Raw genomic sequence first — 22236 nt, 5'->3', positions numbered from 1 at the left:
TGGCCTGCTTAAATCACCTGAACTTGGTAACTTGTCAGACTCAAAGCAAAAAAGGAGCCGCTTTTGGCTCCTCCTCTGTTAGCTCAGATTGCTATTTTCCATGATTTCATCAATAAAGCCGTATTCCAAGGTTTCCTGAGCACTCATCCAGTAATCGCGTTCCGCATCCTTATGGATTTGCTCAACGGACTTGCCAGAGTTTTCGGCCAAGATTTTTTCCAAGGTATTACGAGTTCTAAGCAAGTGCTCAGCTACAATAGCCATATCCGTTTGCTGAGTACCACTTCCAGCTCCTCCCATTGGCTGGTGAATCAAATATTCCGCATTTGGCAGCATGAAGCGTTTGCCCTTAGCACCACTGGAAGCAATGATTGTTCCCATGCTGGCAGCTACACCCATAACAATGGTCTGAACATCAGACTTGATGAAGTTCATAGTATCCACAATTGCCAAACCTGCTGAGACAGATCCACCCGGCGTATTTACATAGAGGTAAATATCTTTAGTATTGTCCTGTGCATCCAAGAAAAGAAGCTGGGCAATGACAGAATTAGCCATATTGTCCTCCACTGGACCAGTCAGCATGATAATGCGGTCTTTTAATAGCCGGGAGTAAATATCATAGGAGCGTTCTCCTCGGCTGGTTTGTTCAATAACTACAGGAATCATAGTTTTCTCTCTTTCTCTTTTTAAAATTTTCTATCAAACTAGAAAATAGAATTTCAAATTACGAGACTATTATATCCTTTTGGTCAAAAAAGGTCAAATAGAAACTCCTTTTCCCAGAATCTCTTCACAAATTGTCAACATTTTAATTTGTCCTATACACAAATTAAAAATTTATTTTTTCCAGTTTGAGGGAGAAAAACCGATATATGAGTTGTTCTTATATTCTAAATAAGCTAATTTCCCAATAGTATCCTGTTCGTTTTTATTAATAGTATATCGAAAACGAATCTCTTTCCCATTTAATAAATCAGTTATTTCTTGTTCAGAGAATTCATATCCCCCCCATATACGCTTAAAGCGCACCTCTTCACCGTTCCATATACCAATTATATACTCTCCTTTAACAGCATAATTTCTTGAATCCGAGCTATCGAAATAAATATCCATATATTCGCTTACGTGGCTATCGTAAGCGTCAGCAATGTTTTCCTCTTCGCCCAAAATTTCTTCCCAATCAATTGCCATATCAAATTCCTACTTTCATTTTATTTAGTTCCAAAAAGACGATCTCCTGCATCTCCCAGTCCTGGTACGATATAACCATGATCATTGAGATGGTCATCCAGAGCCGCTGTGAAAATATCAACATCTGGATGAGCTTCCTGCAAGGCTTTTACTCCTTCAGGCGCAGAAACCAAGCAGACAAATGTAATGTGGCTAGCACCACGTTTCTTCAGAGAATCCACAGCCAAGATAGCAGAACCACCCGTAGCTAGCATTGGATCTACAACGAAAATTTGACGTTGGTCGATATCTTCTGGCAACTTGACCAGATACTCAACCGGCTTCAGAGTTTCTTCATCACGGTACATTCCAATATGCCCAACTTTGGCTGCTGGAACCAAGCTCAGAAGTCCATCCACCATGCCAATACCAGCCCGCAAGATTGGAACAATAGCTAATTTTTTCCCTGCAATCTGCTTTTGGACTGTTTTTGTAATTGGTGTTTCAATTTCTACATCTTCAAGTGGTAAATCGCGCAAAACTTCATATCCCATGAGCATTGCGATTTCATCAACTAATTCACGAAAAGCCTTGGTAGAGGTATCTGTACGACGCAAGATAGACAATTTATGCTGAATAAGCGGATGAGCGATAACTTCAAGTTTTCCCATGATTGGATTTCCTTCTTTCAATTTATTCTTCTTATTATATCAAAAAAAGTGTGAAAAGGCTTGCCATAAGCAAGCCTTTTCAAAGATTTTCTACACCTTACAGCCATTCTCTATAGCGCTTGATATAAAGGTGTTTAACAAGAGTTACACTAACCATATAAAGCACAATAATCAAGAAAAGAAAAAGGAAATAAGTGCCATTCAGCGGGGCAGTTTTCAGAACTGACGCAAAGAGGCTGTATGGCAAGGAAGTAACAAAGAGAGCTGCTGCCATGGTCGTCACAATGACAGACAAAGCAGGACGACTTTGCACAAATGGCAGCTTAGGTGAGCGCAGCATGTAGATGACCATGGTCTGGGTCCACATGGACTCAATGAACCAGCCTGTTTGAAAAAGAGTGATAAAGATTTCTGCTTGCCCACTACCAGCTTGATAGCTACCTCCTGTTATCATAGGCACGATAATAAAGTAGAGCACCAGATAGGTCAAAACATCAAAAACGGATGAGATAGGCCCAATCCAAGCCATAAAGCGGGTAATAGAGTTAGCAGACCAAATCCGTGGTCTCTTGAGAAATTCACTGTCTACGTTATCAAAGGGCAGAGCGATACAAGACAAGTCATAAACCAGATTGAGGACAATCAGATGAACTGGTGCCATAGGCAGAAAAGGCAGAAAGATACTGGCAAAGAGGAGAGAAAAGATATTCCCAAAATTGGAACTGACCGTCATCTTAATGTACTTGGTCATGTTGGCATAGACCTTGCGTCCCTCTACCAACCCCTTCTCCAGAACCATGAGGTCCTTGTCCAGCAGAATGACATCTGCTGTTTCCTTGGCAATATCGACAGCTGTATCAACAGAAATACCCACATCTGCTACCTTCATAGAAGGTGCATCATTGATACCATCACCCATGTAGCCAACCTTGTGGCCATTGGCCTTGAGTTGGAGAATGATCCGAGCTTTTTGGTCAGGTGAGAGCTTGGCAAAAACCGTTGTATGCTCTACTGCTTGGCTCAATTCCTCATCTGATAAAGCATCTACCTCTAAGCCTAGTAAGATATTATCTACATCTAACCCAACCTTTTCACAAACTGCCTGGGTCACCTTATCATTATCACCGGTCAAAATCTTAGTGGCAACTCCGTACTCAGCCAAGGTTTCAATAGCTGGAGCCGCAGATGACTTAGGTGGATCTAGAAAGGCCAGATAGCCCGTCAAAATCATGTTAGATTCATCCTTGACTTCATAGTCGTAATCTTCTTCTAAGTCTGACTTGTAGCTAACACCAAGCACGCGCAGCCCTTGCTCATTGAGTTGAGCCACTTCCGCAAGGATTTCCTGACGAATCTCCTCAGTCAATTCCGTAATGCGTTTCTTGTATTCTACATGGCTAGAGATAGCCAGCATTTCCTCCAAGGCCCCCTTGGTCACCATGCTGATAACATCCTCATCATCCTTGACGATGACACTCATACGACGACGCTCGAAATCAAAGGGCAGTTCATCAATTTTCTTAAAGGTTTGGTCTAGATTACGGACAATCTCATGCTTTTCTGCTTCTTTCTCCGTCCGATTGATAATGGCCCGGTCCATAAGATTTTTGAGACCAGTTTGATAGTAGGAATTGAGAAAAGCACGACGGAGCACTGCTAAGTCCAAATCTCCATGAATATCCAGCGGGTATTCTAACACAATCTCGTCTTGGGTCAGTGTGCCCGTCTTATCCGTACAAAGGATATCAATAGCTCCTAGGTCTTGGATGGCATTCAGCTTCTTAATCACGACCTTTTCCTGAGCCATGATAATAGAACCTTTAGCCAGGCTCGCTGTGATAATCATAGGCAGCATTTCTGGAGTCAGGCCGACCCCAACACTGAGGGCAAAGACACCTGCTTCCAGCCAGTCGCCGTCTGTCAGACCGTTGATGAAGAACACGACTGGAACCATGACGAGCATCAGACGAATCAAGAGCCAGGAAATGCTATTCATCTCGCGCTCAAAAGAGGTCGGCTCATCGTAGGTGTTCAGCGTCTGCTCAATGGCTCCCATCATGGTCTCATCTCCAACCACCAGCACCAGAGCTGTAGCTCTTCCGGAAATAACGTTTGTTCCCATAAAGGCCAGCGACTCTGTTTCTAAAAGGCTATCAAGTTTTTGTTCATCTGACTTGGCCAGACAGACCTTTTCTACCGCATCGCTTTCGCCTGTCAGGCCGGACTGCTGAACAAAGAAATCACGTGAGTCCAGTAGCAGCACATCTGCAGGAATCATGTCTCCAGCACTAAGTTTGATGATGTCTCCCACAACAAGCTCATCAATCGGCAGTTCCTGCTCTACTCCTTCACGGATAACCGTAGCCGTGTTGACAATCAGCCGAGACAAATTACTAGCAGCGCGGTCGCTCCGCAATTCCTGAACAAAACGAATACCTCCAGAAATCAGCACCAGAACAACAATGATGATGGAAGTCGTCGGATCTTCCTCACCAGGCTTAGCCAGCCAAACATTGGTCACTAAAGACACTAGGGCAATCACCAATAAGATGACTGTAAAGGGGTTAATGATAGACTCGTAAATTTTCTTTAGAATAGAGTCTTCCTGACCCTTTGTGATGATATTTTCACCATAGAGGTTACGATTTTCTTCGACCTGCTCTTCTGTCAGGCCACGAAAAGAACTCTTGTAAAAAGCCAGAGTTTCTTTTACAGGAAGCTGCAGAGCAGCAACTAATCTTTCTTTTACTGTTTTCATTGGTTTCTCCTTGATGTATGATTGATAAATTTCATACACAGGAACCAATCACTTTATAAGGACAGAACGACACAAATCAGCGATTGGCTGTGTATGTGCGGTTCCGGATAATCGTCAATTTGCATCGCGTGTCTCCTTTCTTAATTTATAAAAACAATTAAAAGTCCCAAGATGCCTGCAAGACATCAAAGGTGGCATTCATCTTCTGTGTCCAATCTTGTAATTCTGGAAAATTTTCTTTTAAAGAAAATCCAATAACTTCTTCACGTAAATTCCACCAATCTACAAGAGCAACTACTTGGATTGTTGCAATATTTAAAGAGAGCCCTTGCTCAGTAGCCAGTTTCTCTAACAAAGACAAACTCCGTATATTTCTCTCTTCAATTTGCTGATGTCTGTCTTTCCACCAATGTTCTTTTTCATGGAAAAATTTCTCCGCAACAATCGGCATTGTATTTTCCAAAATTCCTTCAGCAATGGACAGTATATTTAAAATATGCCATTTATCCATTCCATTGGGGAAAAGTGAGACTTCCTGACCTAGTTCGTCTAAATATTGAGAAATTAAATCACTACCATATAACCATTCTCCACTGGAAGCTTGAAAAGCAGGAATTCTACCTAAAGGATTATCTTGATTGTGCGGTGAATTTCTATCAAAAGCCACCTGAACTTTCTGAATATCCACTTGCTCCTCTAAATGATGATGTAAAATTGTAACATATACTTTACGCGCAAAAGGACTGGTACTAGAATACCAAAATTTCATCACTATTCCTCCTTCTTTTTTCTTGAGAGGCAGGCAATCAACTATTTGCACTCTTGAAATATTTTCAGCAAAAAAGAATACCCTGCCAATTTCTCGGCAGAGTTGTTTGCATGTCAGGTTATTCGCTTCATTGTTTTATGCACAGATAAAGCAAGCATTTACCGTTCAAGCTTTAACTCCATAAGGCGATGAAATGAGCTTAGTCTTGACCTTGGCGATCAAGACTGTTGACCAACGAGTAGTGTCTCCACTGCTTTGCGGTAGTCATCCGTATCCTTATGGTAGCCTCACCTACCGATTTTCCACTATTACTATACTCCTCTTTGGAAGGATTGTCAATCTTTTTTTATCGCTTGAGATAAATTTCAAAAATATTTTGATTTATTTTGGCAATACCTCTGCAATACGGGAGCAGATTTCTTCAACCATCGTCTCTGGAGCAGCAACATTTAAGCGGGCATGACCTTTGCCTTCTTGACCAAAATCACTTCCTCTATTCAGGACGACCTTTGCCTCTTCTCGTAGCAGCTGAAAAAGCTGGTCATCTGTCAGGCCATAATCTGAAAAGTCCAGCCAAATCAGATAAGTCCCTTGAGGCTTCATGACCCGCAGACGCGGCGCTTCCTTGGCAAAATAATCAACCACAAAATTCACATTCTTCTCAAGAACTTCCTTGAGCTCCAGCAACCAAGACCAACCGTAACGATAGGCTGCTTCTGTCGCTAAAAATCCAAGACCAGGAATTTCATGCTGGTTGTTGGCCAGCTGGCGTTTTTTAAACTGATGCCGCAAGCTAGGATTCTCAATCACTGCATAGGAATTTTTAGTTCCAGCAATATTAAAGGTCTTAGTTGCACTAGCTAAAATCAAGCTAAAGTCCTTAAAGTCAGGCGAAACAGTATTGAAAGACTGATGTTCATGGCCAAACAGCGTCAAGTCTTGGTGGATTTCGTCTGAGACCAGGAGGACGCCGTACTTTTGGCAGAGGCGGCCAATTTTCTCTAACACTTCCCGTTCCCAAACTCGACCTCCGGGATTATGAGGATTACATAAAACATAAATCTTGACTTCATTGTCTGCAATGTCCCGCTCCAACTGCTCAAAGTCAATCTGAAAAAGGTCGTCCTGCTCTATCAGAGAATTGGTAATAAGCTGACGATTATTGAGCTTGACACTGCGGGCAAAAGGTGGGTAAACAGGAGTGTTGATTAGAACGGCATCACCTTCCTTGGTAAAGGCTTGGATAGCTGTCGAAATAGCAGGAACAACTCCTTCTATAAATACCAAGGCTTCCCTATCAAAGGTATAGTCGTGCTCATCCCGCTCCCAATCTAGAACGGCATTGATTAGGTCTTCACTGGCATAGGTATAGCCATAGACCAACTGATTAGCGTAGTCATGAACGGTTTGCTGGATTTCAGGCAGGACTTCAAAATCCATATCTGCAATCCAGGCTGGCAGGACTTCTTTGTCCTTCTCCGCTTCTTTCCATTTATAAGTATGATGCCCTACACGACAGGGGGCTTTTTCAAAATTATATCTTCCCATATTATTCATTCTCCAAGGCTGCTCGTAAATCGTCTACCAAATCTCGACTATCCTCAATTCCAATTGACAGGCGCAGCAAATCATCTGTCAAGCCATAAGAATGACGCACTTCAATTGGAATGTCTGCGTGAGTCTGGGTCGTCGGATAGGTAATCAGGCTCTCCACTCCACCCAAACTTTCCGCAAAGGTAAAGACTTTCAGGCTATTTAAGAGATGAGGAATCTTCCCTTCGTCCACAACTTTAAAGGAAATCATACCACCCTTGCCTGGATAGAGAACCTCTTTTACCGCAGGAGATTGCTTCAGAAAAACGACTACTTCTTGCGCATTCTGAGTAGAGCGCTCCATACGGAGAGCCAATGTCTTGAGACCGCGCAAAAGCAGATAGCTGTCAAAAGGAGACAGGACCGGCCCAGTTGTATTGAGGTTATAGAATAGCTTGTCATAAATAGCAGCATCATTAGTCATGATGGCTCCAGCCAAGACATCATTGTGTCCACCCAGATACTTGGTCGCAGAGTGCAGAACAATATCAGCTCCATCCTCCAGCGGTCTCTGATAAATAGGACTGTAGAAGGTATTGTCCACAATGACAGCTGCTCCTCGCTCGTGAGCCGCTTGGGAAATGCGGGCAATGTCAAACTCTACCATAAGAGGATTGGTCGGTGTCTCGATATAGACAATATCTATATCCTCTGTTAGACTATTCAGAAGTTCTTCTTCTGTATTGGCATAGGTAAAAGCAAAGCGCCCTTCCGCTTCAGCCTGAGCAAACCAGCGGAAAGAGCCGCCATAGAGATCCCGAACAGCCAAAACCTTGCTGCCGACCGGAAAGGCACTAAAGGCCAGCACAATAGCCGACATACCAGAGCTAGTCGCTAGGGCATAATTTGCACTTTCGATAGCTGCCAGAGTCTCTTCCAAGCTAACCCTTGTTGGATTCTTGGTTCGAGTATAGTCATAACCTGTTGACTGGCCAAACTCAGGGTGCTGGTAGGTCGTTGAAAAATGCAGGGGTGTTGTTAAAGCACCGGTTGTTTCATCTTTTTTAACCCCAGCCTGAGCCAGTAGTGTATTTAATTTTACGTCCTTACTCATATTAACCTTCCAATCCTTCGCTAATATTTCACCCTCTATTGTAACATCTTTTGAAAACATTTTTCTTTTTTCTTTTCAAGAGCTAGCTATAGTTTGAAACTATAATGTTAAAGTTTTAGAAAAACAAATCTAAAAATTAAAAAGCCCTGCGGCTTTTTAATAGATGTGAAAGCGTCGTCGCAGACTAGCCGCTTTTGAACCGATAAAGCGATCCATAAGGCGAACTTTGAGCGCCAGACCGCCATAGACAGCAAGACCGATACCGCCAATCAGAGCGATATAGACAAAGCTGGAAATCCGACCACTTGGATGTAGGAAGAGTCCAATGAGCAGCTCTGCCACCAAGACAAAGATGATCATCAGAACTGTCAGAATCACTGACAGGAGGCTCCGCTTAAAGAGATTCTTAGGATTCAGACCTGTTACCTTGCGAATTTCCTGATACATGAGCAGGATTGGGATAATCAAGCCAACTGTCGTCGCAAGAAGAGGACCATAAGCTTTGAAAATATAAATCAAGGGTACTTGCAGCACCAGCTTGACTCCTACTCCATAGAGGAAGTAAATAATAGCTTTTCGATTTTGGAAGAGGGCCTGAATCATCGGAGCCAACACCGTATATAGACTAAGGATAATGGTCTGCAGCATAGCAAAGATGAAAAGTCCCAGAGCTAAGCCGTCTGGCTTGCCATAGAAGACAGTATACAGAGGTTCCGCTACCAAAACAGCACCAATGGTTGCTGGCAAGATAAAGAAAATCAGCATGCTGAGATTATCCTGCACCAAGCGGGCAGCCGATCGGAAATCACCTTTGACATAGTTCTCGGTCAAAAGCGGAATCCCAACACCACCGATAGAAGTAGCCACTGCAATTAAAATCATGGTAATTTTATTAGGATTGGCTGAGAAATAGGCAAACTGAACCAGCAGCTCGGATTTGCTGTACTTGCTAATCCAACCCATGACATGGATAAAGGTAGCTTGGTCAATAATCTGAAAAAGCTGAATGGCAGATCCTGTGATAATGAAAGGAATGGCCTCCCGAATGGTATCCCAGAGCAGGGCACGGCCGTTAATCTCGCCGGCATTAGCAGGCTTATGAAGGATAGAAGTCAGCATCCCTGTCTTCCAGAGATAGAAGGCTAAGACAGCCATGCTAGCCAGCATACCGATAAAAGCGGCGAAGGTAGACTGGGTAACCGCTTCTACATAGTTGCCAGAACCGATTTTCATGATGAAAAAGGCTGTCAGGAGCATCCAGATAACCCGAATGACCTGCTCCGCAATCTGACTGATGGCATAGGGCTTGAGATTGTTAAACCCTTGGAAAAAACCTCGGATAACGCTCATTGATGGGAATATCAAAACAGCCAAAGACAGACTCTGCATGACTGGCACCAAGTCTGAACCACCGCCAGACATAGAAGCGAAAACTGGTGAGAGCAGATACATAATCACTGCAAAGACAGCTCCTAAAAGCAGCATAAACTTGAGGAACTCTCGAATGAGAGTGAAACTGTGCTCTTCCTTGTCAATGGTATTGTACTTAGCTACCTGCTTGGCCACTGCCACTGGCACACCGGCTGTAGAAATCAGTAAAAACCAGGCATAGATATTGTAGCCCATAGTAAAAAGGCCGTTGGCCTCAGCGCCGTGCTTGCCCATCCAGATATACCAAGGAATGATATAGATGGCACCCAGAAGACGACTGATAAAATTGCTGGCAGTTAGCCAGGCAGTTCCCCGCAGCATCTGCTGCTGCTGGCTTGTTGTTTCTTGGCTCATAGAAAACCTCTTCTATTTATTCTTCTTTTATTATAAACTTTTCCTTGCCTCTTGTAAAACCCAGCCATAAGGTTTACAATAGATTTATGATTAAAATTGAAACCGTATTAGATATTTTAAAAGAAGACCATAATTTTCGTGATATTGTCAAAGACGGAGAATACTTCTTCTCTTACAGCGGCTTGACTTTCGATAGTATCAGCTATGACAGCAGGCAAGCGGATGCCTCTACCCTCTTTTTTGTCAAGGGTGAGGCTTTTAAGAAAGAATTTCTAGAAAAAGCCGTCTCAGCTGGCCTGCGCTTTTATATCAGCGAGACAGACTTTCAAGTGGGCATTCCGGTCCTCTTGGTCAACGATGTCAAGCAGGCCATGAGTCTCTTAGCTATGGAATTTTACGGCCATCCTGAGAAAAAGCTCAAACTGCTAGCCTTTACTGGCACCAAGGGCAAGACAACTACAGCTTATTTTGCCTATCAAATCCTTTCCCAAAGCCATCGGCCTGCTTTGCTCTCGACTATGAACACTACTTTGGATGGCGAGACTTTCTTCAAGTCAACTCTGACCACACCAGAGAGTCTGGATCTTATTAAAATGATGGCCCAAGCCCTTGCTAATGATCGGACTCATCTCATCATGGAAGTTTCCAGTCAGGCTTATCTCAAGAAACGGGTCTATGGCCTAACCTTTGATGTGGGTGTCTTTCTTAATATCAGCCCAGACCATATCGGCCCTATTGAGCATCCAACCTTTGAAGATTACTTCTACAATAAACGGCTTTTGATGGACAATAGCCGAGCAGTTATTGTGAATAGCGGCATGGACCATTTCCAAATCGTGAAAGAGCAAGTCGCTTCTATGGAACACGATTTCTATGGAGCAGGCTCTAGTAACACTATCACGGATTCTCGGGCTTTCAGCTTTGAAGCGACTGGTAAGTTAGCTGGCCACTACGATATCCAGCTCATTGGCCACTTCAATCAAGAAAATGCAGTAGCGGCTGGTCTTGCCTGTCTGCGTCTGGGTGCTAGCCTCAAAGACATCAAAAAAGGAATTGCCGCAACCCGAGTCCCAGGCCGTATGGAAGTTCTGACTCAGAAAAACGGCGCCAAGGTCTTCGTTGACTACGCTCACAATGGTGTTAGCCTAAGCAACCTGCTGTCTGTGGTAGAGGAACACCAAAAGGGCAAGATTATCCTCCTCTTAGGTGCTACAGGCAACAAGGGTGAAAGCCGCCGCAAAGACTTCGGTCGCCTACTTAATCAGCATCCTGAGCTGACCGTTATCTTAACCGCAGACGATCCTAACTATGAAGATCCTCTAGCCATTGCGGAGGAAATCGCATCCTACATCTCCTATCCAGTGGACAAAATAGCCGACCGAGAAGAAGCCATCAAAAAAGCTCTCAGTCTGACTGAGCGAGAGGGAGATGCCGTCATTCTGGCTGGTAAAGGAGCAGATGCTTACCAAATCGTAGAAGGAGAAAAAGTAGCCTATCTAGGAGACTATGCTCTTGCTGAAAAGTATTTATAAGAAAAAAGGCGAGCATATCGCCTTTTTATTCTTGTTTAGTAGAGATTAACGCCATTTAATCAGAACGTACATCAAGCTGGAGCCAAACATATCCGCCAAGGCGTGCATGAGAAAGAAAGGCAAGAGGTTCTTGACCTTGTACTTGTAAAGGAAATAGTAAAAGAGACCGTACACCACTCCGATAACCAAGGCCCACAGCATGCCCTGATAGGTGTGGAAAGAAATCCGAATGATAGTAGAGTAGGCCAGAGCCCACCACTTATACTTATCCTTAACAGAGGTCATAAGCCCCAGAAAGAAGAATTCCTCATAGAAGCCATTTAGAAGTCCGTAGAGAATGGCCATAGGTGTCAGTTCAGCAAATTTCCGGAAGATTTCTAGAACATCTACATAAGACCAGAGAGTTGGATCAAAGTAATTATACTCGCCGCTCAGCGTCGTCACAATGTCACCAAAGAACCCTACTGCTACAAAAATAAGAGGAGTCCAGAGGAGAACCGACCAGCTCAGACGTATGGGAAGCTGCTTAAAGTCAAAGCGCCGGAGCAATAGATAAAGAATGGTCAAGACCAGCATCAGCAGCTGAAAATTGAAATTGCTAGAAAAAGCCGCTCCTTCAGTGGCTGTATTGGTCACCGTTTCAGTCGCTCCTGTGCTGGAAGCTGGTGCAAAGCTAGCTAAATAAAGCTCCGTTGAGCGGTAAATAAACTGCCCAAACATGAGCAGGGTAATCACAGCAATATCAAACCACCTCAGCTCTTTCAAAGGCGTAGAGGGGCGTAGGTTTGTCAATAATTTCATCATTTCTCCTTTCACCACCTGTAAATTTATATCATCATTGCAGGTTCTTTTTTATATTTCTATCTTAGCATGAAAAGCTTAAATTTTTATTATTTACAATTTTATAAAACTTTTTTATTTTATTTTTATTAAATTGTCAGAAAACTCTTTTTTTAGAAAAATTTTTATGGTATAATAAAAGATGTAATTCTGATAGAAGAATCAGCCAGAAAGGAAGTCTATGTCCACTATCTCTGCAGCAAGTATCCAGGTCGCCTACAATCAAAAGGTTATTATTGACGGACTGGACTGCCAACTCGCCGAGGGAAAGATTACAACTATTATCGGTAGCAATGGCTGCGGTAAATCCACGCTTCTCAAGGCTTTTACCCGTATTTTGCCGACAAAAGCCGGCAGCATAACTCTGGATGGACAGTCCATCGCCCTACTGCCGACCAAGGAGGTGGCGCAAAAGATTGCCTTGCTGCCCCAAACCATGGAGGCAACCGATGGCATCACCGTCTATGATCTGGTCTCTTATGGCCGCTTTCCACATCAAACTGGCTTGGGGCGGCTCAGTACAGAAGACCGGGAAAAAATCTGCTGGGCTATGGAAGCAACTCAGGTCAGCGAATTTTCGGACTGGCAGGTGGATGATTTGTCTGGAGGTCAGCGCCAGCGCGTCTGGATTGCTATGGCTTTAGCTCAAGATACAGAGACTATTTTTCTGGACGAGCCGACCACCTATCTGGATATGAATCATCAGCTGGAAATCTTGGAGTTGCTGAATGACCTAAACCGACTCAGCGGAAAAACCATTATCATGGTTCTGCATGACATCAACTTGGCTGCCCGCTTCTCCCATCAGCTGATCGCTATGAAAAATGGGCATATCCGATATCAAGGAAGTGTTGAGCAGGTCATGACTTCGGATATTCTGAGAGACATTTTTCAGATTGAAGCCCAGATTATTCGGGATCCTATTCAAGATAAGCCACTCTGCCTCAGCTATCAGCTCGTTAAATAAGTCATGTATTCATAGATATGTTTTCCATATTGCTTCATGAATACAGCTTCTAAACTTTTTATAGAATTGGAGGAAAAAATGAAAAAGTTTTTATCATTTGCCACCCTTACTGTCACCATCTTCCTTTTAGTTGCCTGCGGCAGCTCATCTAAATCTGAAAACTCTGCCTCTTCAGACAAGGTCGAGCTACCCAGCAAGCCAAAAATTGACGGATTCCACTACTACGGCGATATTCCTAAAAATCCAAAACGGATTGCCAGCCTCTCCTCAACCTACACAGGCTATTTGCTGCAACTAGGTTTCGACCCTGTCACTGTAACATCCTATGATGCCAAAAATCCTGTCCTCAAAGAAAAAGTCAAAAATGCCAAGGTCCTGATGCCGGAAGATTTGGAGTCTATCGCCAAGCAAAAGCCAGACCTTATCGTGGTAGATGCCAGTGACAAAAATATCGATGAACTAAAGAAAATCGCTCCAACTATTGCCATCGATTATGGAAAAAATGACTATTTAGAAATCCTGAATCGCTTTGGCCAAATCTTTGGTAAGGAAAAAGAAGCTGATCAATGGATTGCCGATTGGAAGAGCAAAACAGCTGATATTGGCAAGCAGTTAAAAGAAAAGCTGGGACAAAATGTCACTTTCACGGTTGTCGGGCTATATGAAAAGGAAATCTATCTCTTCGGTAACAACTGGGGACGAGGCGGAGAAGTTATCTACAAGTCTCTGGGATTTGATGCCCCACAAAAGGTGAAGGATGAAGTATTCCCAAGTGGCTACTTGCAAGTCAGCCAAGAAACGGTGAGTGAGTACATTGGCGATTATGTCCTGGTTGCAGCTGAAGATGATAAAACAGGCAGCGCTCTTTACGAAAGCGATGTTTGGAAATCTATTCCCGCTGTTCAACAGAATCATATCTTAAAAGTGGATGCCAATGCCTTTTATTTCAACGATCCATTGACACTTGAATACGAACTCAAAACCATTCAAGATGGCCTTGAAAAAATGAACTAGGCCATTCCTTGCAGAAAACTTAGACTAGTAAAAAACATTGCTAGTAAGCGATATATCTCATGACAGCTATTTGATTTTCGACTATATAAAGGATTCCAGATGACGCTTCATACACTCTTTACTCAAAAAAATAGGCCAAACATCTTTTGGCTTGTTTTTTTCTCCCTCATTCTCCTGCTGATTGGCGGACTCTATCTCTACCTGCGCTTTGGCATTCCCAGCTACTCCCATCGGCAACTGATAGAAACGCTGAGCCATCCTTTCAAGGAAAGTCCAGCCCAGAACATCATCATAGATCTGCGCTTACCTAGAGGAATTGCAGCTCTGCTAGTCGGAGCTAGCTTGGCCGTTTCAGGAGCCATCATGCAGGGAATTACCCGCAATGCCATTGCTGACCCAGGACTTTTGGGGATCAACTCTGGAGCTGGCCTAGCGCTCATCTGCGGTTATGCCTTTTCTAAGAGTATACACTACAGTAGCATCCTCCTGCTCTCACTTGCAGGAGCCTGTCTAGCCAGTATTCTGGTTTTTAGCCTCTCCTACCATCCTAGAAAAGGTTTTGAGCAACTACGTCTTGTCTTATCCGGTGCCATGGTAACAACACTCCTGACCGCTATCGGACAAGGCTTGACCATTTATCTCAACCTGACCAATGCTGTCATCGGTTGGCAGGCTGGAGGACTTCTAGGAACCAATTGGAAAATGCTGCAAATCATTGCTCCCTTTATCTTATTAGGCCTCTTACTAGCTCAACTATTTTCTCACCAACTAACCATTCTCAGCCTCAATGAAACAGTAGCCAAGGGCTTAGGCCAGCGAACAACTCAGATAACCCTGTTCTTTCTGAGTATTGTTCTACTGTTATCAGCGGCAGCCGTTGCCTTAGTAGGAAGCCTAGCTCTCGTCGGACTGATTATTCCGCACTTTGTCAAAACCATCAGCGGAAAGAACTACCAAAAAATCCTGCCTCTAACGATGCTAACAGGTGCGCTCTTTCTACTGATCTGTGATTTTGCTGCAAGTCATATGGTCGGTCTGCCTCTTAGCTCTATTATCAGTCTCGTTACGCTGCCAGTCTTCCTGTGGCTGATGAGAAAGGGGGCCTTCTATGAGAGATAAAAAACGGATTCTTTTGGTTCTAGTAAGCCTCAGCCTCCTGACTTTCCTAATTTTCCTACTGTCTCTATCATCAGGCGATCAGGAATTTAACGTCGGTGAAGCTTTTCGATATCTGCTGGGGCAAGGAGATGATGGCAGCACCTTTATCATGGAGCAGATCCGCCTGCCTCGAATTCTGGTCTGCCTTCTAGCAGGAGCTTCGCTAGGGATGAGCGGTGTACTGCTGCAGACCTTTACCCGAAACCCACTTGCCGATTCGGGAACCTTGGGAATCAATGCCGGAGCTGGTGTTATCATTACTCTTGCTATCAGCAAGCTAGAAGTGACTGATCCTTTCTATATTCGCTATCTTCCCTTTATCGCAACCTTTGGCGGTATGCTGACTGTAGCCCTTATTTACCTGATCTCACATCAAAAAGGCCAAGCAATCAGCCCTGTCAAGCACATTATCGCTGGTGTGACCTTGTCAACCATCCTGTCTTCCAGTATGATTGCAATCACTGGCCGTGTTAATCAGAATAAACTGACTTATGTAGTTAGCTGGCTAGCTGGTAAGATTACGGGTAATAACTGGGAAAGTCTAGCTATTGCTGGCCCCTTCTTGCTTTTATTCTGGCTGCTGACCTATCTGCGCTCCCACAAGCTCAATATCCTCAGTCTAAATGAAGAAACAGCTCTAGGCCTGGGGCTTCATCTAAAAAGAGAGCGGCAAATAACCCTGTTATTAGCCAGTGCTCTCGTCGCCTTTAGCCTATCTCTAGCTGGAAATATAGTCTTCATCGGTATGTTGGCTAGCCATATCAGCAAACGATTCCTACCCAGCGATCATCGCTTACTCTTTCCAGCCGCCATGCTGCTAGGTGCCTTTATCATGACAGGGGCAGATACGATCACAAGAACCTTCCTCATCGGAAGCTCAGTCCCGACAGGCATTTTGATTTCCATTATTGGAGCCCCCTATTTCCTCTACCTTATGTATCAGCAAAAAAAATAATCAGCCGAATAATCGACTGATTGTTTTTTATTTATCCAAGCTGTTTTTGATTCCTTCTACAGCACCTTCTACAGCTTCTTTAGCATCTTCAGCAACTTCTTTTGCTTTAGCAACTGTTTTTTCAACAACGCCCTCTGCTTTTGTCTTGTTATCGCCGGTAACTTTTCCTAGGCCTTCTTTAACAGCGCCCTTAGCTTGATCGAATTTATTTTCTAGTGACATATGATTGCCTCCGTTCTTTTTTACAGTATTTGATACCGTTTACAGTAGTATAAGTTTTTTCTTTTCAAAGGTCAAATATTCTGCTCATTCTATGAGAAAATCAGTGCAGCTGGAAAGTCAATCTCTCCTTATCAAAGCTGGCCTGTAACTCATACTTGCCTGCTTCGTTTTGCCGGATATAGCCCAAGATTACTAGGCTATCGACAAAAATGTCCCGCCGCTTCTGCATGAGCTCATCCTTGCGGACATACTTGAGAAGAAAGGTCGTCATGTACTTGAGTGCATACTCTGGATTGACATCGCCCAAAACAGCATAGAGAGGCTTTTGTGTCTCAGACAGCGGATATTGGCGCTGCATCTTGTAAAAATAATTAGCCAAGGTCAGCTTATCCCGCAGAAAATCTGTCTCTTCCAGCAAAACAGCCGCATTGGTCTGATTGGAAAGCTGGGTCTCAAAGCGCAGCTCCAAAAGTTCCTGATAGAGGGGACTATCATCACGAATAAAGACTTCCTGATCCAAACGCACATCCTCCAAACTTTCCAAAAGAGGCAGCGTCAGGTAATATCGCTTGTTCTCCCGCTTGATGTAGCCAGCCTTGATATAGTCCTCTATTGAGCGGTCAATATTAGCCACGCCCTCAAACTCTCGCTTAATCTCCCGCAGAATCACTTCCTCATGCTGATCCAAATAATCAATCAGCTCCTGAAAAAAAGGCTGGTGCGTCAAACGGCTGGGATTGATAATTTTAATCATGGAGTTCTCCTTTGTAGATGAGTGTTCTTGACTGAGCCAACTGGCTAGGATTCGTCCCAGGCTGATCTAGGGGAACCGCTAAGCCCAAGTCCCGATAATACTCCTGCCAAAAATCAGAAATTAGATTTTCCTCGTCTCCAAACTGCATGGGAATCGTATCAAAAATCGGCAAAATTTCCGCAATATACTCCGAACAGTAAAAACCATCGGACTGAGGATAAAAGCTGAAATTGTATGACTTTCCTAGATGTAATTTGGCCCTTTTAAAGACAGCTTCTGCTTCAATAGCTGGATAGCGATACACGTCATAAACATCCTCATCCTGCAAAAAATCAGACAAATTCTGATTGACAACACCATTCTCATGGGTTGCATGATAAATCTCACCATTAAAAAAGATGGCCACATGACTGTATGAACCAGTTGCTGCTCGGATTGCAGCAGCAATTTCTGAAGATCCGACTGTAAAAATCAAATCTCCATCTTGTAAATCTTGAATCTTCATTTTTCTCACCTATCAAAAAAGGAGTCAAGACTCCTTTTAGGTATGAGGGGAATAGCCCCTTCTAGTAATTTTTTCGTCAAATGAGCTCTTTAAGCATTAAAACTTTCTGTCAGTTGAGGCACCACTTGCTTCTTACGAGAAACAGCGCCTGCAAGGAAAGCATGGTTGTTTTCAAGAACAAAGTTAAAGGCTGCTTCGACCTTGTCCATATTGCTTCCGATAGCCAGAATCTCTGAGTCTGAGTTGATAATGTCTGTAATCATCAAGACGAAGTCAGAGTAACCATTTTCAGCGTTTGTTTTCTCAATAGCTGCTTCGATTTCTGCCTGACGCTCCAAAACTTCGGCAATATCAACTGTGTTGACCTGTGCCACACGGACATTGTTTCCGTTCAATTCAAAGGTTTTAGCATCAATGTCAATCAACTCTTCTGCAGACTTGCTAGCCAAGTTTGTGCCTGCCTTGAGCATAGCCAATCCATACTCTTCCAAGTTGACACCAGCCAGCTCAGCCAATTCTGGTGCAATGGCCTTGTCAGTCGGGTGGGTAGTTGGTGACTTGAGCAAGAGAGTATCAGAGATCAAACCTGACAGCATCAATCCTGCAATTTCTTTTGGAACTGCTACACCGTGCTCCTTGAACATGCGGTAAACAATAGAGGAAGCAGATCCCACTGGCTCCAAGCGCATGTAAAGGGGACTAGCTGTTTCAAAGTTGCCTACACGGTGGTGGTCCACCACGCCATAAACTTCAACTTCTGCAATATCTGCCACAGACTGCTGGAATTCATTGTGGTCAGTCAAGATAACTTGCTCAGCTCCCTCTGCCTTTGCAGATGTAATCACGCGCGGTGCTGCCACGCCAAAGTAATCCAAAACAAAGGCTGTTTCTTCATTAGGCTCACCCAGAGCAACAACTTCTGTATCCAAGCCATAAGCTTCGCGAGCCAAGTAAGCAAAAGCGTAAGATGAACCAATGGCATCTGAGTCAGGATTTTGGTGACCGAAAACTAAAATTTTAGACATGATAAACCTCTTCTTTTATATAATGTTTATTGCATTTATTTTACCACAATTACAGGCATTTCACAAAAGCAGAAGGGCATTTTCTGAAGAAAAATGGACTGGTTAGCCCACCAGCCCATTAATTCATACTCAAAGTAGATTAGCTATTATGTACCCGATTCATATACTCTGTATAGGATTCAGTCTGCATGAGTTCCTTGGCATTCTTGACCCGATCAGCTGTTGGAGGCTTAACTCCTTCCAGCTTGTAAGGGATACCCAGCTCCCGCCATTTGAATTCTCCCATGGTATGGTAAGGTAGAATTTCAAACTTATCAACATTCTTCAGTGTCTTAACAAACTTACCCAGCTCAATCAAGTCATCATCGCGGTCGGTCAATCCCGGCACCAAGACATGGCGTATCCAGACTGGCTTTCCAATGTCAGACAGGTACTTGGCACAAGCCAAGATATTCTTGTTGGTCTGGCTGGTCACAATTTTGTGCTGTTCTTCGTTAATCTCCTTGATATCAAGCAGGACTAAATCCGTCACTGCCATAAGCTTATCAAATTTTTTCAGATAGCGAGGCGTATTTCTGAAGGGTAGGGCACAGGTATCCAATGTACAGTGGATGCCCAGCTCCTTAGCCTTGGTAAAGAAGGCAATCAAAAAATCAATCTGCAGCAAGGCTTCTCCACCACTGACGGTGATACCGCCTTTATTGCCCCAGAAGCCCTTATAACGGAGGGCTTCTTGCAAGACATCATCCACTGTCCGCAGCTGAGATTTGTTGGTCTCCATCTCCCATGTGTCCGGATTATGGCAGTACTGGCAGCGCATGTGGCATCCCTGCAAAAAGACAATAAAACGGATACCCGGTCCATCAACAGCTCCAAAACTTTCAGTGGAGTGGACCATGCCCGTTACCTTTCCATAATCAACTGCTTCTTCAATTTTCTCTTCAACCATCGCGCAACCTCTTAACTCTGAAAACGTTTTATAACTAACTACATTATAACATGATTAAAGCAAAAATAGACTTAATTTGCCTATTTTTTAGAAAACAAACTGTTTTTCAGTTTCATTTTCAGTGTTTTACAACAGATAAAACTTTAGGTCGAAAGCAGTAGGCAAGCAAAAAATCAGGGCAGAATCTTTATTCCACCCTGATTTCGCTTTTTAAAATGATTTTAGTTAATTTCTGCTTCTCTTTTTGAGAGTAAAAGCAAACATTAGCAGGGTCAATCCCAAGACTGCCCAGCCACTGTTATTTTGGCCGGTCTGCGGGAGTCCCTTCTTCTTGCTGCCAGCTGTCTGACCTTGTCCAGTTTGATTGGACGATGGAGAATTGGTCTGAGACGGAGCTCCTTGTTCTACTGCTGCAGAAGATTGTCCAGTTGATTGAGACGGTTGGGAGCTGTCAGATGTTGAAGCTGCAACATCCTTAGAAAAGTCCAGCTGCACCACTACTGGATCATGGTCTGAAGCTCTGCCATGTTCTTCCATGAAAGAGGCATTGATATGTACAGGCGCAAAGACAGCCTTGCCTGCCAGGTTCTTCGAAATGAAAATGTTATCCAAGCTTTGGTTGCTGCCGCGGTAGAAGTAGGAATAACGGTCAGCCGCATCATGTTCCTGCATGAGATTAATCAGTTCATTGCCCGCCAGTGCTTTAGCTGTTTCGGAAAATTCAAAATCATTGAAATCACCAGTCAGCACAAACTTAAGGTTAGGATTTTGTCTCAGTCCTTCCTGAACAAAGCTATTTAAAATTTTAGCCTGCTCTATCCGAGCAGCCTGCGTATGCTGAACTGCTGGCTGAGCGGAGCCATAAACGGCGTCATCCCCAATCTTGGACTTCAAATGATTGGCGATAATAACGATATGCTGTCCCTTAAATTCAAACTCAGCTGCCAAGGATTTACGGACCTTGGTAAAGGCTGGATTTGTTGGAGCAATCCGGGCAGGATTCTTAACCAAATGGCCACCGGAGAAGCTAGCTGCTTCGTCACTCATACCGGCTTCTTTTTCGACTAACTTCACCCGATTTGGATCGTAGAGAAAGGCCACGCGGATATTAGAGCCAGGCTTGCCGCCATCTTGACCGTCAAGTGGGGCAACTTCAGTGTACTTGTAAGTTTTACCTCCCAGTTCTTTGATGCGAGCCGCTAGTTTCTCGCCACTTTTGACACCACTGGTCGTTCCGTCATTGACACTGCCATTCTCATCTTGAACCTCGATGAGCGTGATGATATCTGGACTATGGATTTCATTGATGAAGGAATTAGCGATTCTAGTCACTTTTTCCTCAGGTGTTTCACCTTTTTTAGCATTAGCAGAAAAATTCTCGATATTGTAGGAAGCAATGGTCAGCTTGTCCTCGCTTGGATAGATAGGAGAAACCTGTCTCTGCAAGCCACCGTCCACCAAATCAGGCAGCTGAGTTGACTCCAACTTATAAATCTTCCCACGATAGGTCACGACTCCGACCACATCACCATTGAAATAATCCTTGGCCTTGGCAATGAATTTATTGCCAACATAGACTGGAATGGTTGCGGTATTTTGAGCGTTTGGACGAAGATTGAGACCGCCGATATTGTTTAATGGCAAGGCTTGGTAGCCTTCAGGCAAGACATAAACATCGCCTCGGTACTGAGGTCCCAGAATATGCGGTTTCTTCACCGTCGTCAACATTCCTTCCAAACTTTCCCAGTAGTCCAACGCTTCACTTTGAGGCTGATAATTATTAATATCCTTATCGACCGTATCCTGAGGCATATTAGACACGATGTCTACTGGAGCAGGCAAATCAGCTTTCCCTTCCTTGGTCACTTTAGAAGCCATCAGCATGGTGACAGTCAAACTATCAATGGGCTTGTTGAAGGTTTGCCCCTGACGAACGCTGAGCTCTTCCATATAGCCCTCTTTGACGCGTCCTTCAAGACTAAGTTTGTCTCCAACATCAACTTTTTCTTTAGAAACAACATAAAGAGCATCAGAAGTCCTGCTATTTCCATCAGGAGTCAGGTCTTGAACATAAAAACCATAACGGTCTGTTTTCGTCACAACTACATTGGAGACTTGAACCTCTTTGTCCTCATAGGGAGAGGCTTGTGATTCTCCTTGAATTGTTCCCACATTGGGTACAACTTCAGGTCCGCTAACCGCGGCCTGTGCTGCAGCAGGAGCTTGGTCTGCCTTTTCCACTGCCTCTTCAGAAGTTGCCCTTGACTCTCCCGATTCTGCAGGAGAGCTTTCTGCTTGACTGGCAACCGACGCATCACTTACAGCCGGATTCTCTGTAAGAGCAGCCGCCTCAGAAGTCGACGAACTTACCGCTTCTTCTGCTCCGACTGGTTGGACAGAAAAAAGCAGAGATAGAAAAGCAGCTAGCAAGACCGCTATGGGAAAGAGCTGCCTGTAAGAAACTTGTTTTTTCATGAACTTCTCCTTTTCTGTATAAATGTATATTATCCTA

The 22236-nt window shown here is 43.8% G+C and carries 20 protein-coding genes and 1 riboswitch; of the genes, 5 read left to right on the top strand and 15 right to left on the bottom strand.

Annotated features, from left to right (window positions below):
- Positions 1 to 78: 78 nt before the first annotated feature.
- The 8 genes from J1C91_RS03255 to J1C91_RS03220 all read right to left on the bottom strand — a co-directional run bounded on the left by J1C91_RS03255 (position 79) and on the right by J1C91_RS03220 (position 9803).
- The gene (locus tag J1C91_RS03255; RefSeq protein ID WP_223310285.1) at positions 79 to 696 is read right to left on the bottom strand and encodes an ATP-dependent Clp protease proteolytic subunit; all 618 of its coding nucleotides are present in this window, start codon (positions 694 to 696) and stop codon (positions 79 to 81) included.
- 144 nt (positions 697 to 840) lie between these two features.
- On the bottom strand, positions 841 to 1194 hold the full coding sequence (locus tag J1C91_RS03250) for a DNA topoisomerase I (protein ID WP_125438228.1): 354 nt from the start codon (positions 1192 to 1194) through the stop codon (positions 841 to 843).
- A gap of 20 nt (positions 1195 to 1214) precedes the next feature.
- Complete coding sequence (upp, locus tag J1C91_RS03245; RefSeq protein ID WP_002894672.1) at positions 1215 to 1844, bottom strand: uracil phosphoribosyltransferase; 630 nt, start codon at positions 1842 to 1844, stop codon at positions 1215 to 1217.
- A 97-nt stretch (positions 1845 to 1941) separates the two neighbouring features.
- A complete protein-coding gene (mgtA, locus tag J1C91_RS03240; protein WP_032912401.1) occupies positions 1942 to 4602 on the bottom strand; it encodes a magnesium-translocating P-type ATPase in 2661 nt (886 codons plus the stop codon).
- Positions 4603 to 4759: 157 nt separating this feature from the next.
- Positions 4760 to 5371, bottom strand: a complete 612-nt coding sequence (locus J1C91_RS03235) for a glutathione S-transferase family protein (protein WP_125438231.1) — start codon at positions 5369 to 5371, stop codon at positions 4760 to 4762.
- A 149-nt stretch (positions 5372 to 5520) separates the two neighbouring features.
- A riboswitch (M-box (ykoK) riboswitch) is annotated at positions 5521 to 5677 on the bottom strand.
- Between the two features lie 75 nt (positions 5678 to 5752).
- A complete protein-coding gene (locus J1C91_RS03230) occupies positions 5753 to 6928 on the bottom strand; it encodes a MalY/PatB family protein (RefSeq protein ID WP_002909155.1) in 1176 nt (391 codons plus the stop codon).
- A complete protein-coding gene (locus J1C91_RS03225; RefSeq protein ID WP_002909154.1) occupies positions 6921 to 8078 on the bottom strand; it encodes a cystathionine gamma-synthase in 1158 nt (385 codons plus the stop codon). The genes J1C91_RS03230 and J1C91_RS03225 overlap by 8 nt, the downstream gene beginning before the upstream one ends.
- Before the next feature lie 96 nt (positions 8079 to 8174).
- Positions 8175 to 9803, bottom strand: coding sequence for a putative polysaccharide biosynthesis protein (locus tag J1C91_RS03220; protein WP_002909153.1), 1629 nt, complete (start codon positions 9801 to 9803; stop codon positions 8175 to 8177).
- An 86-nt stretch (positions 9804 to 9889) separates the two neighbouring features.
- Between J1C91_RS03220 and J1C91_RS03215 the strand changes: the two genes are divergently transcribed.
- The gene (locus J1C91_RS03215; RefSeq protein ID WP_125438234.1) at positions 9890 to 11335 is read left to right on the top strand and encodes a UDP-N-acetylmuramoyl-L-alanyl-D-glutamate--L-lysine ligase; all 1446 of its coding nucleotides are present in this window, start codon (positions 9890 to 9892) and stop codon (positions 11333 to 11335) included.
- Positions 11336 to 11380: 45 nt separating this feature from the next.
- Here the strand turns inward: J1C91_RS03215 and J1C91_RS03210 are convergent, their stop codons facing one another.
- Positions 11381 to 12136: a CPBP family intramembrane glutamic endopeptidase gene (locus tag J1C91_RS03210; protein ID WP_032912396.1), complete on the bottom strand. Its 756-nt coding sequence runs from the start codon at positions 12134 to 12136 to the stop codon at positions 11381 to 11383.
- Positions 12137 to 12356: 220 nt separating this feature from the next.
- On the opposite strand from J1C91_RS03210, the gene J1C91_RS03205 reads away from it, so the two are divergent.
- The 4 genes from J1C91_RS03205 to J1C91_RS03190 all read left to right on the top strand — a co-directional run bounded on the left by J1C91_RS03205 (position 12357) and on the right by J1C91_RS03190 (position 16269).
- On the top strand, positions 12357 to 13142 hold the full coding sequence (locus J1C91_RS03205; protein ID WP_002909150.1) for an ABC transporter ATP-binding protein: 786 nt from the start codon (positions 12357 to 12359) through the stop codon (positions 13140 to 13142).
- Between the two features lie 78 nt (positions 13143 to 13220).
- Positions 13221 to 14156 (top strand): iron-hydroxamate ABC transporter substrate-binding protein, encoded by a 936-nt coding sequence (locus J1C91_RS03200; protein WP_032911869.1) that lies wholly within the window; start codon positions 13221 to 13223, stop codon positions 14154 to 14156.
- A 99-nt stretch (positions 14157 to 14255) separates the two neighbouring features.
- Positions 14256 to 15275, top strand: coding sequence for a FecCD family ABC transporter permease (locus tag J1C91_RS03195; RefSeq protein ID WP_125438237.1), 1020 nt, complete (start codon positions 14256 to 14258; stop codon positions 15273 to 15275).
- Positions 15265 to 16269, top strand: coding sequence for a FecCD family ABC transporter permease (locus J1C91_RS03190; protein ID WP_111675456.1), 1005 nt, complete (start codon positions 15265 to 15267; stop codon positions 16267 to 16269). The genes J1C91_RS03195 and J1C91_RS03190 overlap by 11 nt, the downstream gene beginning before the upstream one ends.
- A gap of 27 nt (positions 16270 to 16296) precedes the next feature.
- Here J1C91_RS03190 and J1C91_RS03185 read toward each other — a convergent pair whose 3' ends face one another.
- From J1C91_RS03185 to J1C91_RS03160, 6 genes are all read right to left on the bottom strand, one after another.
- Positions 16297 to 16491, bottom strand: coding sequence for a CsbD family protein (locus J1C91_RS03185; protein ID WP_002909139.1), 195 nt, complete (start codon positions 16489 to 16491; stop codon positions 16297 to 16299).
- Between the two features lie 100 nt (positions 16492 to 16591).
- On the bottom strand, positions 16592 to 17245 hold the full coding sequence (locus J1C91_RS03180) for a DUF1803 domain-containing protein (RefSeq protein ID WP_002909137.1): 654 nt from the start codon (positions 17243 to 17245) through the stop codon (positions 16592 to 16594).
- Complete coding sequence (locus tag J1C91_RS03175; RefSeq protein WP_125438240.1) at positions 17238 to 17750, bottom strand: YiiX/YebB-like N1pC/P60 family cysteine hydrolase; 513 nt, start codon at positions 17748 to 17750, stop codon at positions 17238 to 17240. Before J1C91_RS03175 ends, J1C91_RS03180 begins: the two co-directional genes overlap by 8 nt.
- Positions 17751 to 17839: 89 nt before the next feature.
- On the bottom strand, positions 17840 to 18775 hold the full coding sequence (locus J1C91_RS03170; protein ID WP_125438243.1) for a manganese-dependent inorganic pyrophosphatase: 936 nt from the start codon (positions 18773 to 18775) through the stop codon (positions 17840 to 17842).
- 139 nt (positions 18776 to 18914) lie between these two features.
- On the bottom strand, positions 18915 to 19724 hold the full coding sequence (gene pflA, locus J1C91_RS03165) for a pyruvate formate-lyase-activating protein (RefSeq protein ID WP_002894645.1): 810 nt from the start codon (positions 19722 to 19724) through the stop codon (positions 18915 to 18917).
- Positions 19725 to 19949: 225 nt separating this feature from the next.
- Positions 19950 to 22199: an endonuclease/exonuclease/phosphatase family protein gene (locus J1C91_RS03160; RefSeq protein ID WP_125438246.1), complete on the bottom strand. Its 2250-nt coding sequence runs from the start codon at positions 22197 to 22199 to the stop codon at positions 19950 to 19952.
- Positions 22200 to 22236 lie beyond the last annotated feature (37 nt).

Origin of the sequence: Streptococcus sanguinis, from assembly GCF_050222175.1 — a bacterium.
Taxonomy (GTDB): Bacteria; Bacillota; Bacilli; order Lactobacillales; family Streptococcaceae; genus Streptococcus; species Streptococcus sanguinis_M.
This window is presented reverse-complemented; position numbering and strand designations above follow the sequence as displayed.